Source organism: Dyella japonica (assembly GCF_040545895.1).
Classification (GTDB): domain Bacteria; phylum Pseudomonadota; class Gammaproteobacteria; order Xanthomonadales; family Rhodanobacteraceae; genus Dyella; species Dyella japonica_D.
The window spans coordinates 147,688-162,649 of the sequence record NZ_JBEPMU010000003.1; the positions used below are offsets into that span (position 1 = coordinate 147,688).

At 63.7% G+C, this 14,962-nt stretch carries 15 protein-coding genes; 1 reads left to right on the plus strand and 14 read right to left on the minus strand.

Annotation, left to right across the window (positions count from 1 at the left end; genetic code table 11):
- Position 1: 1 nt before the first annotated feature.
- The 6 genes from ABIC75_RS10900 to ABIC75_RS10925 are packed head-to-tail and all read right to left on the minus strand — an operon-like array spanning position 2 to position 8,295.
- Positions 2-2,599 carry a hypothetical protein gene (locus ABIC75_RS10900; RefSeq protein ID WP_354013880.1) on the minus strand — a complete coding sequence of 866 codons (2,598 nt, stop codon included), beginning with the start codon at positions 2,597-2,599 and terminating at the stop codon, positions 2-4.
- Positions 2,592-2,828, minus strand: coding sequence for a hypothetical protein (locus tag ABIC75_RS10905; protein ID WP_354013881.1), 237 nt, complete (start codon positions 2,826-2,828; stop codon positions 2,592-2,594). The genes ABIC75_RS10900 and ABIC75_RS10905 overlap by 8 nt, the downstream gene beginning before the upstream one ends.
- Entirely contained in the window at positions 2,825-3,253 is a 429-nt protein-coding gene (locus ABIC75_RS10910; RefSeq protein ID WP_354013882.1) for a hypothetical protein, read from the minus strand. Before ABIC75_RS10910 ends, ABIC75_RS10905 begins: the two co-directional genes overlap by 4 nt.
- On the minus strand, positions 3,244-4,098 hold the full coding sequence (locus tag ABIC75_RS10915) for a phage BR0599 family protein (RefSeq protein ID WP_354013883.1): 855 nt from the start codon (positions 4,096-4,098) through the stop codon (positions 3,244-3,246). Before ABIC75_RS10915 ends, ABIC75_RS10910 begins: the two co-directional genes overlap by 10 nt.
- Positions 4,091-5,293 (minus strand): hypothetical protein, encoded by a 1,203-nt coding sequence (locus tag ABIC75_RS10920; protein ID WP_354013884.1) that lies wholly within the window; start codon positions 5,291-5,293, stop codon positions 4,091-4,093. Before ABIC75_RS10920 ends, ABIC75_RS10915 begins: the two co-directional genes overlap by 8 nt.
- Positions 5,293-8,295: a phage tail length tape measure family protein gene (locus tag ABIC75_RS10925; RefSeq protein WP_354013885.1), complete on the minus strand. Its 3,003-nt coding sequence runs from the start codon at positions 8,293-8,295 to the stop codon at positions 5,293-5,295. The genes ABIC75_RS10920 and ABIC75_RS10925 overlap by 1 nt, the downstream gene beginning before the upstream one ends.
- Between ABIC75_RS10925 and ABIC75_RS10930 the strand changes: the two genes are divergently transcribed.
- Positions 8,269-8,547, plus strand: coding sequence for a hypothetical protein (locus ABIC75_RS10930; protein WP_354013886.1), 279 nt, complete (start codon positions 8,269-8,271; stop codon positions 8,545-8,547). The genes ABIC75_RS10925 and ABIC75_RS10930 overlap by 27 nt on opposite strands.
- A gap of 7 nt (positions 8,548-8,554) precedes the next feature.
- Here the strand turns inward: ABIC75_RS10930 and ABIC75_RS10935 are convergent, their stop codons facing one another.
- From ABIC75_RS10935 to ABIC75_RS10970, 8 genes are all read right to left on the minus strand, one after another.
- Positions 8,555-9,046 carry a DUF6631 family protein gene (locus ABIC75_RS10935; RefSeq protein ID WP_354013887.1) on the minus strand — a complete coding sequence of 164 codons (492 nt, stop codon included), beginning with the start codon at positions 9,044-9,046 and terminating at the stop codon, positions 8,555-8,557.
- Positions 9,046-9,834: a hypothetical protein gene (locus tag ABIC75_RS10940; protein WP_354013888.1), complete on the minus strand. Its 789-nt coding sequence runs from the start codon at positions 9,832-9,834 to the stop codon at positions 9,046-9,048. The genes ABIC75_RS10935 and ABIC75_RS10940 overlap by 1 nt, the downstream gene beginning before the upstream one ends.
- On the minus strand, positions 9,827-10,078 hold the full coding sequence (locus ABIC75_RS10945; RefSeq protein ID WP_354013889.1) for a DUF7210 family protein: 252 nt from the start codon (positions 10,076-10,078) through the stop codon (positions 9,827-9,829). The genes ABIC75_RS10940 and ABIC75_RS10945 overlap by 8 nt, the downstream gene beginning before the upstream one ends.
- A 3-nt stretch (positions 10,079-10,081) precedes the next feature.
- On the minus strand, positions 10,082-10,744 hold the full coding sequence (locus tag ABIC75_RS10950) for a hypothetical protein (RefSeq protein ID WP_354013890.1): 663 nt from the start codon (positions 10,742-10,744) through the stop codon (positions 10,082-10,084).
- A complete protein-coding gene (locus ABIC75_RS10955; protein ID WP_354013891.1) occupies positions 10,741-11,190 on the minus strand; it encodes a hypothetical protein in 450 nt (149 codons plus the stop codon). Before ABIC75_RS10955 ends, ABIC75_RS10950 begins: the two co-directional genes overlap by 4 nt.
- Complete coding sequence (locus ABIC75_RS10960; RefSeq protein ID WP_354013892.1) at positions 11,183-11,479, minus strand: head-tail joining protein; 297 nt, start codon at positions 11,477-11,479, stop codon at positions 11,183-11,185. The genes ABIC75_RS10955 and ABIC75_RS10960 overlap by 8 nt, the downstream gene beginning before the upstream one ends.
- 3 nt (positions 11,480-11,482) lie before the next feature.
- Positions 11,483-13,357, minus strand: coding sequence for a phage major capsid protein (locus ABIC75_RS10965; protein WP_354013893.1), 1,875 nt, complete (start codon positions 13,355-13,357; stop codon positions 11,483-11,485).
- A gap of 62 nt (positions 13,358-13,419) precedes the next feature.
- On the minus strand, positions 13,420-14,940 hold the full coding sequence (locus ABIC75_RS10970; protein WP_354013894.1) for a phage portal protein: 1,521 nt from the start codon (positions 14,938-14,940) through the stop codon (positions 13,420-13,422).
- Between the last annotated feature and the right edge of the window lie 22 nt (positions 14,941-14,962).

The following is a 14,962-nucleotide window of genomic DNA, read 5'->3' on the forward strand; positions in this document are numbered from 1 at the left end:
TTCAAGACTCCAGGAGGCGCGCGGCGCCGTCTTCAGTGATACGTGTGTCGCCGTCTTCGGTCAGGCGTTCGCCGGCCGTGCCGCTGCCATATGCGAACGCCGCGACAAAGCTTTGCCAGCTGGCCAAGCCATCGCGAACACACCACATTTCCAGCGTGAGGGCCCCGTCCGCCGTCATGGCAGGGACCGTAAAGGTGTTGGCGGTGATGCCCGATCCGGAAGCGATCACCGCATTGCTGGCATCCACGACTTGCCAGCTCAGCGTCTGGCCGCTCTCGGGAGCAACGTTCGCCATGCTGTAGTCGATCAGCTGATCCGCCTGGAGCACGCGATTGCGGAAGGCGAACGCCACCGCGATGTCACCCGTGAGCGACGGAACGCTCAGTGCGTCCAGGCCATTGAGCATTACCGCTGCCGGCGGGTACGGCCGCGCCTGGCGACCATCGAACGCCACGGCCATCGGCGTCGCGGCCGACTCATCCAACTGCTGGCTGCCGGTGTTGGTAAGCAGCTTGACCTCGACGGTCTCGCCGCTGGTGTATTCGGTGGAAACGGCAGCGACCTCGGCGCCGTAGAACCACAGCCTCTCACCGGCGGCGTGCTGCGCCGGCACCGTGTCTGCACACGCGCGCCCGAGGACGATCGTGCCCGCTTCGGCGTCGATCGCATCGACACGCACGATCTCGTTGCCCCATTGCGCTGCGGTGCCCACTGCCACCAGGCTGAGCTGATAGCCGTTGGCGATGGTGAAACTCGTGCCTTCGTAACCAGCAGCGGCAACCACCGTAGCGGATGGGCACCAATCGCCGTGCGTCGTGCCCGCATAGTCTCCGCCACTGGAGACCACCACCGTATAACCCAGGCTCGTCGGCGGTGTCGCCGGGTCAGCGGCCACCGCCATCAGGTAGCCCACGTCCGCCGGCAACGCGGCCAAGTCTGCCCGCGACAGCGCACTCACCACAGCCACGTAAGGCGCTTCGAACGCCGCCTGGTTCACGATGGCCACCGGGATCTGCGATGGCCTCGTGTCGACGCCATGCTCCGTATCCACGAACGTCGTGATCGGCAGGCTGTAGATGTCTTGCGAGGCCGTGATCGTGATGGCACCCGACTTGAGCGTGCCGGACGACTTCTCTGCAAGGATGCACACCATGTCAGCGATACCGCGCTTTACCGACTGCAGGCGGAAATACGTGCCCACACGCCAGGCGTACGGCAGTCGCGTCGTGGTGAGCTCGAATGCGCGCGTCGGCGTGATCGATGCGCGCAGGTCACGCGTCGCCACCCGAATGGCCAGGTCGCTGGTGGGGATCTCCGGATAGGTCGTTTGATCGTGAATCGTGCCGAAGGCATCAATCGCGGCCATGGCTTGCACCGGCGCAGTGCTGAGCGTCTCGTTCTGCTCCGGATCGAAGTACTGCACGCTCACCGAGTTGGTGGCGCTGTCGAGGGTGCTGGGCGACTCGCTAAAGTCGAGAATGTCGTCGTCGGTGAGGATAGGCAGCGACGCCAGGTCGAAGACGCCGTTGGCGACATCGATGTACCACTGGCCGTCCACGGGACTGCGGCTCATGCTGCAGCCAGCCACTTTTTCAATGCGGGTGATGAAGTCGTCCAGGCTTTCATTCGCCGGGTCGTACTCGGTGCACAGGCCAAAGCTCTGCTGGTAGTACCAGTCTGCCGCCGCGCGGAAACTGGCATCGTTCATGTTGGCCACCGGCTCGCGACCCATATCGAGCTGCGTGCGCGCGTAGTAGAGGATGTGCGCTGGATTCATGGCCAAGATGCCATGCGGCGCCGAACAAACAACGCTCGGCTCGGTGACGCCCAGCGGGCTACCGCTGCCGTGCTCGGCGAACGAAGTCGTTGACCCCACGGGACAGGTGGGAAGCACGGTGACGGCCGCAATGCCGATCGCGTTGCCCCGCTCCACGCTGGTGGCACCGATCTGCCAAACGCTACCCAGCGCGTAGACATAGGACTGCTGATACGTGTAGGTCGAACCGTCATGCGCGTTGCGCGCATCGAGACACATCTTTCCGATGTCGTGCGCGCTACCGATGAAGGTCTCCGGCACCGTCCCGTACGTAGTCCCCTGATTGGTGATCGGAGAGCCACCCTGCACAAGGAAGTAGCCGTCGAGCGAGATGGGCCCACCATCACCCACCGGAATCGCGGCCGTTTCGGGATACCAGCAGCCGTTGTCCCAGCCCGCCTTGATGCGCTCGAATTTGTAGCTGGGCTTCTGCGGGTAGGGATTCATGGCGCCGTAGCGGCCGCCCTTGAACACCAGCGTTGCGACGCCACGCCAAGCGGGAACCTGCGCGCCAAAGGTGGCAAGCAGATAAGGGTTGGGCTGCTGCGTGGCTTCGCCAAACATGACGTCAATGTCGCCGGCGATGCCGCCTTGATCTTTTTCCCCACCCCACAAATTGGGCGCGTTGACAGTGATCGTGCCGCTGCTGGTCAGCCTGCCCGCCCATGCGGTTTTGTCGCCACCGCGCATCTCAAGGAAGGCATCGATGGGCCCCACGCCGAGACCCGCGTGATACGCAACCCGGTACCAATATCCGACGGTCGTGCCGCCACCCTTACCCATGCAACTCCCCTTGGTCCGCTGCCGCGGCGCGCTTGCGCGCCCACGTCACGACGGCGAGTGCCATCGCATCGCCGTTAGCTTCCAGAACGGCCGCGTCGATGCCGTGTTTCACGAAGTCGGACCAATCGAGGCCATTGGCCTCAAACCAGGCGCGTGCGCCGCTACGGCAAAAGCCAGGGCGCCGGCTATAGCCAGGAATCGTGAAGAGATCGCGTGTGGTGATGATCACTTTTTGCCACCGTCGGACTTGATCGGATCGCGACCGACGAGCAGCCACGCGAGCAGGAATGAGTCATCCACCCAGCAGGTGCCGAAGTGATGCTTCACGGACTGGCCGTCGTCGGTGGTGGGCGTGTCGGTGGTTTGCGCGGTGGGCGCCGTCTGTTTACCCGCGAGGGCATAGGCGGCTACGGCGGCCAGTAGCGCGATCACGATCCACACGATGAACCAGATGATCGCCTCGTGTGGGTGATCTTTAGGCGCGGGACGATTGGCTGCGATCGCGCGCGCCACCACCTCGCCAAGGACCGCAAGAAAGGCGAAGCCCACCAGCATGAAGCGTGCATGCAACCCTGACTGTGTGTCTGCCCACCAGTAGCGCAGGCGCCATCCGTACACGTAACGCCAACGTTCAATGCGCGCGATCAGCCCCATGACATGCTCTGCCCGCTGTAAGGATTCTGGACGGGCTTGTAGATGGCGCCCCCATAGTTGATCGTGTTGTCGCGGTCCGCACACGCGGCCCAAGTGCGCTGGCAACCCGGATAAACAGTCACAGTGAGGCCGGCCGCGAGACCTGCTGCACCAGAGAGCAACACGATCGTGCTGCCATCGTGCGCCATGATGGAGAGGCGTTGGATGAGACCATTCGAGTCGGTGAATTCCAGTCCACCGCCAGCGAGTGACAGATCCAGACCTGCAAACGCCGCGGCGCTAAGCGAGAGGCCATTGATCTCATCGACCGCTACGGTGATCGAAAAGGCGCTCTTCAATAGGTTGCATCCTCGCGGACCGGTCGAATACACGGTCTTCCAGCAGGCGATCTGCCATTTGGCGCCCTGCCGCTGCGCCTTGCCGATGCTGCTCGCCGTGACGCAGGTAAGTTCCAGCTGGCCGTCCGTGAACTTGGGCTGGCCGACCTGTCCCAACCACTCCACGATGATCTCTTGATCGGGATCACCAAGATGGGTGGCCATGCATGCGACGGCGACGGTGTCGCTCGGAATGTACGGGTGCCAGTTGTCGCCCAGGGACTGCGTGACTGGATCCGTGTTGTTCGCGTCGCGGTTGTAGGGCAACGTGACCTTGAGGCTGTCCTGCGCGGTCTCGACAGTCTGCTTGATCTCTTCGCGCGCAATCGGCGCGGCCAGCCAGGTGAAGCCACCCACGACAATGTCACGATCGGTCGCGGCGAAACGCCAGGTCTTGCCCTGCCGCGCGAAGCGGAACAGATGCGTGGGCTTGCCGCCGCGACGGCTGAGTTCGAAGTCCTTAAACACTGTTCTGCACCGCCTGCCATTGCAAACTGCATGTGGCCACGCCTTCGGCGTCCGTGACGTGCGTCAGCTGCACGCTGTCGCCGGCGAGTTGGCACATCGATAGCCAGTTGATCTGACGCACCTGGTCGGGCGTCACGTCACGTCCAAGCGCGCTGTCGAACTGCAACGTCTCACCGTTGACGAGCTGCGCGCTGCCGGTGATGCGCCGATAGAAGATGGTTCCGTCGTACAGCTCGATGCGGATGTCGCGGCGATTCGTTTGCTGCGCCCCGAACAGGCTGTAGTAGCACGGCGCCACCGGCAGCACGGTGGCGTTCGCGGCAACCTCGCCCGTCAGGCGCAGATCGTCCTGCCAGCTGGGCACCCAGAGCTGACCAGCACGCCCAGCGAGCGCATACAACAGCGAGCGAAACGCCGAGTGACGCGCGCGACCGTGGAGCACGAAGTTTTGCGTTTGCACGCGCCAGGGAAGGTTTGGCAGATCGAAGTAGTAGACCGTCGCCGTGTCCACGTCGACGCTGCTGCCCTGCCGCGTGTATTGCGCGGTGGGGCCGTCGGATTCATCGCCACGCCATTCCAGTACCGGCACACCACGGTAGGTAGCTGCGCTCGGCCACGCGGCCGGCCAATCGCATGGCTCGTCGACCAGCAGGTTGACCGCAAGAGACGACACGGCCGCGCTGCTCTGCGTGGCCACAGGCATGTCCTGCAGGCGCGCGGCGCGTAGAGGGTACAGGCGGGTGCCCACTGGCCACGCGTTGGCCGTCGGCGCCGCCAGGGTCAGGCCGCTCGCATCCATGGCGTTGACCTCAGCCAACTCCCAGTGCTGCTCATCCAGCCAAAGCGCCACCTTGCCACCCACAACGAAATCGAAACCCGTGGTACTGCAGGCGATGGCGTCGATGCCCGCATCGAGTGGCGCCGTCAGCCACTGCACGTCTGGGTAGATCGGCAGCAGGAAGCCGCGCGTGCCGATGCCAAAAGCGATCGCATCGACGATGCGTCGCGCGTCGCCCACGTCCAACGTCTGCATCGAATAACTGCGACGTGGTGCATTGAGCAACGCACGCGTTTGTTGCATCGCCGTGCCGCTCGACTGCATGACATCGGTCAGCCACGAGAGCGTTTCGTTGACGCCCTGGCTCCAATCGGGCAGCGCGGGCCACAGCACCGGTTGGCCAGCCAAATAGCCCATCAGCGCCCCCACTTCCCTTGGATGGTGCGCGGGTTGTCACCCACGATATGCACCACGGCCTTTTGCATCGTGGGCGATTCGGCGAGTTTCTCAGCGGCCTCTTCGATGCTCCACACGTGGATATGTGTGCCGCCATCGGGATTGCCGCCGCTGGCCGCGTTGCGAGACGCAGCGGCACTCGCCGCATCCGCAGACAGGCGCGGCTCTGGTTGAGCCAGCGGAACCGGCAGCCAGTTGCCGCCCACGTATCCGCCATCGGCATACCCGTCCAGCCCCGCGCGGAAGGCTTCGAACGCCGCCGGGCCGCCCATGGCCGCGATGTTCTCCTGGCTCAATACGCCCTCGCCTCGATGCACCACACCGGCGACCTGGTACTTGCCGCCGCGCCCCGTGTAACCGCCCTCGGAAAAGCCTGCTTGGACGGACGTAATCTGCGAGATCAGCGCGATCATCTGCGCACCCACGGTGGCCATCGCCGCGATGTTGGCGGGGAAAGGCACATCGGCGCCGGCGTTGCTGATTGCCTTGCCGAGATTGATGCTCGCCTGAGCGATCGCCGCAGCCTTGCTGGCTGCGAAGGCGATGCGATAAGCCTCGGTGTTCTTGCCCACCGACTTCTCGACCGTATTGGCCGACTGCTCCAGCGTGCTGGCAATGCCGGTCACCAGGACCTCGTTGCTCGCATCCTGGAGCGCCTGTTTTTTGGCGTAGTAGTCCGTGTAGAGCGCGTTTTCCTTGGTGACGAAATCCTGGTCGGCCAGCAACTTCTTCTGGTTCAAATCCACGAGGGCAGCCAGCTCGGCTGCATACTGCTTGTCGAGGTCGTTGCCGGCGTTGTTGATTTTGTCCAGTTCACCGAACGAACCGCCCACCGACGAGCCCACACCCTTGTAGGTGGGCAGCGGTTTCAGCTGCGTGTTGAGCACGCCCTGGACGGCCTGCTGGTATTCGCTTGCACTGATGACACCTTTGTCCAAGTCATCCTTCAGCGTCTGAAGCTGAGCGCGCAGACCATCGAATTTGATGCCGTTCGCGTCCTTGAGGCTCTGCAGCAGCTTTTCGAAGGCCTCGCGCGCCTTCTTGGCCGGCGCATCGAGCTGAGCGTCACGCGCGGACGCGGCCGCGGCGATGACCGCATCACGCTCTGCATCGATCGCTTCAACGTTGGCGCCATTCGCGGTCTTGGCCTTGTCGGCCAACGCGTTCGCCTGGGCGACCTTGTCGTTGTAGGTCGCCCATGCCTTCGCCACGGGATCAAGCGCGCCCTGCTCATCGTTGAGCAGTTTGATCAGCTGCGCCTGCGCGTCTTCAGCGGCCTTATCGCTTTTGGGCTTTGGCGTCTTGGTGTCGTAGCGCTTGTTGATGTCGGCGACGTACTGGTCGTACATCCCGCCACTAAACGACACATTGCCGTCCTCGTCTGTGACAGCTTGCACGCCCGCGAGGCGCGAGTCGCCCGGGTCCGCGCCTTTCCAGAGCTTTAGAAAATCCGCATTGAGCTTGTTGAGTTCGGCCTGCTTGGCCTTGTTGCGATCAAGCGACTGGCCGAGACGATCGAGATCGGCTGCGGCATCCACCGCACCGGTCGAGAGGCTGTTCGTCAGGCTCTTCTGGTCCGCGGCATCGGTGGCGTCTTGGACCTTTTTCTGCAGCGCCTGCAGCTTGGTTTCGTCTTCCGGCGTCCACTGCTCGAACGAGCTATCGGCCTGGTCCACCAGTCCGGATCCGAAGAACATGTTACGGATGCGGCCGACCGTGCTGTATTCGTGGTTCTGCGCGGCCTCCTTTCGGCCCTGCAGAGCATACAGCTGCGTCTGGTCGTCGGCCGTCCCGGTGATCAGCGATGCACCGGTTTTCATCCGCTGCCACGCATTGTCGGCAGCGGTTTTGACGTTGTCCCACCAGCGCGCCAGACCGGAGAGCTGCGCGTTCATGTCCTGAATGCGCTGCACCGCTGCGTCATGGAAAGCGCGCGCCGCCACATCCATGGCAGCCTGCGTGTCGCCTTCCTGCTCTAACGCGGTGATCTGGTCGTAGATCGACGTGGTCAGGAAGTGGTACTGGTCGTTGGCCTTGAGCAGGCTGGTCGACGTGCCATCGAAGATCTGCAGCACAGCAGCGGTGGCTTTCTCCGCGCTCTCGCCGGTGAGCGCCGCCATGTCGACAGCCGCCTGCCCTACGGATTGCAACGCCTGGGAGCTAACCCTGCCACTTGCGACCAGCTGGTCGAGCACGGCCCTCGACTGGCTGATCCGGCCGTTCGAAGCGGTGATGGATGCCGCCATCTTGTCGATCGAGCCCGTGGTCTGGCCAGCGTAGTTGCCGGTCGCCTCTATCGACTTATTGGTCTTGTCGTTCTCCGCCGCCACCTGCTCTGCAGCCACGGCCAGCACGCCGAACTCAGCCACCACGCCGGCGATCACTAGCGTGAGCGGGTTGAATAGTGCGGCGAGCAACCCGGTCCGGTTGCCCAGGGTGACGAGGCTGCCTTCCAGCCGCGCCGTGTTGCCCCGCGCGAGCTCTCCCAGAATGACGCCCAGTTCGCGCGCTACACCGCCATTGACGACCATGGAGGCGGTGTGTGCGTTCGTGGCCACGGTAGCAACCTCGGCGGACTCCGCTTCGACCGCCTGCGCCGCGGCGAGACGTTCGATGTATGCGGCCTGCTCACTCGCCGTAATCGCGCCTGCACCCATCGCGCCGTCCAGCGCCGCCTCGGCAGCCGCAACGCCTTCCGCCGTCGCGAGGTTGCCCGCGAACGCCGCGTTGAGCAGCTGCATCGCGCGGACTTTTGCTGCCACTGCCGCGTTGAATGCTGTCGCTTCGGCAGCAATGCTTTCAGTCGCCGCCGCGGATGCGGTGGTCTGCTGCGCGTAGCTTCGACTGACAGCCGCCACCTGGTCGGCGGTGCTCTTGATGGCCGCGTTGCTTTGCTGCTGCGCATTGGCCTGCGCGAGACTCGCCTGCACCATCTCTTGGATGCGCGCGTTGGCGTCCTGCAACGACTCGCCGAGCTTCTGCGCCGCGGCGTCACCTGCGCCGAGCTGATCGCTGAAGCCCTGCACACCCTGCATGGCCTGTGCGATATCGGCCCGAATACGCAGCAGCAGTTCGAAGTCTTGCGTATTGGCCAACGTCAGTCCCTCAGTGCGTCAAACAGTTCCGTGGCCGCTTTGCCGCCGGCGTTCGCGGCAGTCATGGCGATCAGTGCGGCTCGGCGCTCCCTACGCTCGAGGCGTTTCGCAGCCGCGTGATGCAGCATCAACTGACGGTGGGTGTAGTAACCGAGCCGTTCCGGGTTGTGCCCAGATTTGGTGAGGGTCGCGAAGACGTCTGCCCATCGCGCGCCCCGACCTTTCGCAGCAGTTCCAGCTGCACCCTTGTCAGGACGCGACGAAGAAAAAAATCAGCATGCACCGCCCACCAGAGCAGCAGCAGGTTCTCGCCGTCACGGGCGTCGAGCGTGCGCACCCACGATGGCTCTTGATCGCAGCTCACCGCGATGAGGTCGAGGACCTGCTCGTGGCGATCGGCAAACACCTGGCGCAGGCTGTCTAGGTCATCAAGCTGTCCCTGCAAAGCAACGGCGGACATCGCCTCAGCGAGCGAGGCGATCTGCCCGCCATGCTGCAACGACTCCACGAAGTTGAGCTCGCGCATCGCAACAATACGATCGGCGATCGTTGCGCTGCGCCCTGGGAAGAGAACGGCGAGATCCTTCTCGCCATCCTCCGGTTTCGCTCCGACCGACATCAGCCCGCGGCCAGCGAGATCTGCGTGATCGAGCCGAACTGGCCGAGCCCACCGGTGGCCGGCTTGCTCGGGTCGATCAGGACGCCACCGGTGATCTGCATGCCCTGTACATCATTGCCGGTGGAGATCAGTGCCAGCTCCGCAAGCGGATCGGTCGCGACCTTGTAGAGGTCGACCATTTCCGGCGCGCTGTCGTTGGCCAGATTCACGCCCTCGTAGCGCAGGGCGATGTTGGGCTGCTTAGCCGTGAAGATACCGACGGCCTTGCGGGCGCCATAGCTGTACGCCGCCTTCAACGGCATCACGAAGCCGGTGACGTTCAGCAGCGTGCATCGGCCAAAGTTAGCATCGTCGAGTGAATAGTCGGTACCGGCAACCAACGTTTTGGCGGCACCGGACGTGCTGTCAGTGATGACCACCTCCGACACGCCGGGATTGGCGAGGTAGAACACGTCGTTCGCCGCCAACGTGGCATCCAGCAGCTCGCCCGTCACGGTGCCTGCCGCCGTAGTGATCGGCGTGCCGAACAGAGCGAGGGCCAGGGTGTCTGTGTCGACCTGGTTGATGGTCATATCGAGGGTCGAGGTCTTCTTGGTCGGGAAGCTGGCCGTCTCCGCCATCGCCCCTGTGAAGCTCTCGTTGTGGGTGACCTTTTCGACGCTCAGCTTGACGCTCAGGGCGGACACGTCGCCCACCCACTTGAATTTGCCCGGGAGACCCGTCACCGGATCGCGGTAGGCGATCGAGATGCGGCCCTGGCCATAACGGTAAAGAGTAGGCTTATCCATGGTTTGAGACTCCGGCAGTGGCATCGGCGTCGACCGCCGTGCTCATGGTGTGCGTTTCGGGTTCGCCGCCGGCGTCCGCCGGCAGAATGGCATTGGCGTGCTGTGCGAGATCAGCCGGTGTGGTGCGGTGGCCAACGCCGCGCAGCACGAGCCACTCGCCTTCGATCGAGTTCAGATTCAGCACAGCGCCGGGCGCAAAGGGCTCGCCGGCATGTGTATGGGGTTTGTCGAGCGTGATGCGCATGGGTTACCTCGAACCGAGCTGGCGAACGATTTCAGCCTGCAGCGTGCGCATGGCAAATTCGGCGAGTCGTTCCGGACGACGGCCGTGCTTGAGCATCTGACCGAGACTAGGTCCGTACACGGACTCGAGCGGGAATTTGGTCCTGCCCGCATTGCGGCCTTTGAGATATTTCACCTTGGGCCGGTTGACGTTCTCCTGGAGCACTAGCAGCGCGCCGTTGGTGCCGCGCGCAATGAAGCTTCCGGCATGTACCGAAGGTGCGCTGCCCCGCTTAATCGCAAAGCGGGCGCCAAGGCCGTTATCGCCACGCAGCTTGCTCTTGAGTTGCGAGACGCGAAACCGCTTCTTGCTAATCGTGGCGGCCATGCCGTCGCCACGCACCTTTGTCCACTGGGCGCCGAACTCGATGGCATTGATGCCGCGCTTGCGTCCGACGAGCGATACGCCGTCGGCAGTCGGCCGAACCGTCAAGCCTTGATCAATGCGCGTTGGCGACAGGTTGTACTCCGCGCCAATGTCGCGCTTGGCTTCTGGACCGAGCCTGCGCCGCATGGTGCTGATCGCACGCGCCTGTAGCTGCACAATGCGGCCAGGAATCGCCGCCACGGCTTGCGCCGCGTCCAAGGCACCAGAGAGTTCAACGCTGAAAGTCGAATACTTGCTCATCGGAAATACGTCGTCATGACACGAACCTGGCCGGCGATGACTGCCTCGCCGTCCGGTCGGTCCAGAATGGCGATGTCGACCACTTCCATCGGTGTGGCCTGCACGCTCGGCTTTTGCACCTGCGCCTTGCTGTACGCCTCCATACAGCGATCGATATCCTCGATCACTGCATGCGCCTGCTGCTGGGCGTTATCGATGTCGTTGCCGATCGCAAACTCGATCAGCAACGGAAACTGACGCACTGGCTTGCCTGGGCGCTGGGCCGGCGTGCCGGTGATCGAGTCGCTGTAGATCATCAGGCCAAGCGCTTCGGTATCCGGGCGCTGACCATCCGTCGTCCACACATTCAGGCCGGCGTCGGTCAAGTAGCCGTTGGCAACAGTGATCGTCTGCAACTGGACCTGCAGGGCGAGAATGATGGCCCAGGTCTTGGACGGCTCAGCCATTGAGCACCACCGTCACCACCAGGCCGTCGCTCTCGGCAATTTCCTCGACCTTGCCTGCTTTGCCGCGTACGGTGAACTCATCACCACGGAGCGGCTGCCAATCGGCGACCATCATTGCGACCACGCGCTTACTGCCGTAAACGCGGGCACGCTGCCCCACGTCCTGCACAGCCTGATCCACAAACGCCAGGAATGACGCCGTGGTGCCATCCTGTCGCGCGACAGAAACCTGCTCGCCGAGAACGGCGAGCAGGTCTTTGGTCGGCTGCTGGAAGGCGTCGAGCGCCATGCTTTACAGCGTCACCGCATCGGTCATCGCGGCGAAGCTTTCCTTGTGGCGAACCGCCACGTCGACGTCCTGGAAGGCGCGAACCACAACGCTACCGGTGTCGCCCTGGCTGAACGGATCGACCTGCAGCTCCAGACCGCCCCACATGCCGACGATCAGGTCCGCGAAGTTGCCGAAGATGATCGAGCTGAGGTTGGTGCCGGTGCCCTTGGTGCCGTTGCTCGGCACAGCGTTGGTGACCGCTGCCTGGTAGCCGTTGAGCGGCGTGTTGCCGTCACCCCAGATGCCATCGCCGTTGGCGCCGGCGAACTTCTGCGTGGTCTTGAGCTTGCCACGCATGGCCGCGTTGGTGAGGTAGCCCAGGGTGCCGACGTCGGCGTTCGCGACAGCCACGGCCGTTTCCAGGCCCACGATGTTGGCCCAGGTCGGTGCCGCACCGTTGGCGCCGCCGACCTGGCTGCCAATACCGGCCACATTGAGGATGCCAAGCGGGTTCGGCGCCACGCCCGAGCCGTTGATCGCGGCCAGCTGGATGCCAAGGCCAACCGTCCGGGCCAGGTCATTGCGCACGAAGCTTTCCACATCGAGCGAGCTCTGCAGCAGCATCTTGCGGCTGATCTGCGTGCGCGCCATGCCGCTCTTGGGCGACATCGGCACCTGATCGAAGGTCTGGCCCGACTGGGTGGCAGAGCCGCTTTCGCCGACCCAGAAGAACGAGGCGCCACCCGTCTGGCGCGGGATGGCGATATCGCCGACCAGGCCCGTCAGGAACTGCGCACCCAGACGGTTCAGCACCATCGAGTTGCGAAGCAGGTCGATGAAGTTGGCCGTAAGCAGGTTGGTGGCCACCAGGTTGCCACCTTGCGCGGCAGTGCCCTTCACCACGTTGTCGGCGCGCAGGCCATGCTTGAGAACGTCGATCGGCACGAGCAGACCGCGCACGCCACGCCCCTGCTTTGCGGCAGCAGCGTTCGATGCCTCCATTTCGAAGGCGGCGTACTCCTGCGCCTGGCGATCCTGCGGATTGGCCAGTGCATTGAGCGCGCGGATGAAGCTGTACTGCTGGATATCCTGCCGGCTCATGCCGATATCGGCGGTCGGCTGCGGCTGACTGGTGACGTGCTCCAATGCTTTCGAGCGGAAGGCGTCCATGGTCCAGCCACTGCGGATCGCCTCCGAGGCGATCTCGCGAACACCCGGGTAGCGACCGATCAGCTGGTCGGCGCCTGCCGTGATATCGGCGATGCGCTGGCGTTCGGTGGCCACGCCGGTGCGCTGTGCATCGGCCTGGATCTGGGTGGTGTCAATCGTCGTGCTGTTGTTCTCGGGAGGCATGCGGTTCTCCGGGATATTTCGGGATGCGGGATGGGCGCTGCGCCCCACGCCGACGCTGGCGTCGGCAGGAACGCTGACCAGGGAAATTTCGTACGGCTCCCAGTCCGTGACGCGATAGGTGCCGACACCGTCGCTTTCGGATTCGAGCCGGGCTTCATGGATGAGGTAGCCCACCGAGACGTTCTGGCGGATGCCATCGACAACGTCCTGGAACACCTCGCTGGCACGCGCGCTTTTCCCAAAGCGCACCACGGCCCGGGCAACCTTGTCCTGACCGATCTGCACCGATTCGATCACGCCGACCTGGTCGCGCGTGTTGTGATCCATCAGCAACGCGCCGCCACTGTTGAGGCGATCAGGGCGCATGCTGCGCGCCTGCACGTCGAGGATCTCGTTACCCCACCAGTTCTCGACCGGTGTTTCGCTGGCGAAAGCGAGCGTGACCGTGCGCGCCTGGTCGTCGACGGCGTCGCGCTTGGCGTCAATGCGCAGAAAGCGCTCGCCTTTCGCGCCAGGTGCAAGTTGTTCGGGAATCGGTGGCATGGGAAGACCTCAGTCCGTATGGATCAAAGGTTGAACGTCGGCGTGGAAATGACTAAGGCAAATCATTTCTTCGCCTCGTTCGTCGGCTTCGCGGCGCCCTGGTCGTTGCCGGACTCGGCAACAGCACTGGCAATCGTTCCGGTCGGCGCCGTTGTGCCCGTCAGCGTCACACCCTTATCGGTGAGCATCTGCTGAAAGTGCTTGAGGTCATCGATGACTTCCTCGATGTCGCGACCGGTCTGTGCGCACACCTGTTGCGGGCTGGCCAGGCCGTTCTCGATCGCCAGCACGTTGGCGGCCATGTCCTTGAGCGGGTCCACCCACTGCCAGCGGCGCGCCTGCCAGTTGTGCTCCATGAACTTGGCCTTTTTGGCCAGCGGCAGCGCGGTTCCGTTGGGAAGCTTGACGGCGTTGCTCAGCAGCGCCATTTCGAGCCAATCCTCATAGACCGGGATCAGAAACTGCGTAATGAACCAGTTCTGCACGACCATCCACTCGTCGCGCTCCTCGATCGTGCCCGACCGAATGGATGTGAAGTTGATCCCTTCCAGGTCGTTGGCCAGGCTGTGGTAGCTCATCCCAATGGCGCTCGCGACGCCGCGCAGCGTCGCCTTACAGAACGCGTCGAACTGAGCGTGGGGATAGTCTGGGTTGAACGCCTCGAAGCCATAGCCCTCGGGCAGCACATCGAATGTGCCCGGCGAGGCCTCGCTGACGAAGTTCCCCTTGTCGTCTTGCCCTTCCGTGGCGACGGGCGGCTGACCGTCCGGGCTGGTGAAGAAGCCCATTTTTGATGCGCCGATACGCGCAGCAATGACTGCGGCCTCTCGATAGCCATTGAGGTCATTCAGGCGACGCAAGGCGGCATGCATCCAGGGCACGCCACGCGTCTGCTCATCTTCAATGGTGATGAAGCCGTGGAAGATATCGTTCGCCGGCACGCGTTCGCGGTAGCGGCTCGCGCTGGGTGACTCTGTCGGATGGCGATCCCAGAGGTGGTAGGCAACGGGCTTGCCCCATTCGTCCACCTCCACGCCCATGATGATCGCATTGCGACCTTCTGCCGGCATCACGTTCAGCAAAGTATCGAGGCGGTCGACATCCAAGACTTGCAACTGATAGCTGAACTCGCCAGCTCCGTTGCCGCGTCGGCGCCGCACCAGGTATTCCCCGTCCCGTGGCAACGCCCGCAGCAGTGCGCGACAAATGTCGATGAAACTACGCTTGCCGCGCGCATCGCAATTAGCCGGCATCGTCCAACGCCAGAAGGCATCCTGCAGGGTCTTGTTCGCGATCGCGTCGAAGGTACCGTCGGGATCTTTCGCGCGGACCTGCAGCTGAAAGCCTTCAGGGCCAACGACCTCGCGCGGCACCGACCGGCCGAACTTCGCCGCATACTCATTGTTCTTGAACATGTCGCGCGAACGTGCGCGCAAACGATCGAGATCGCCACGCAGCTCCGCGTCGATAGCGATGTTGTAGCTGGTCATCGACGCTGTGAGACGGCTGATCAGGGCGCCGTCGAAGGCGCGTGCGCGGCTGCGCGGCGGCTGAGGCTTCATCGCCTGGTCGAGCGCGGCCATGCGCGCTTGGCTCATGGGCCGG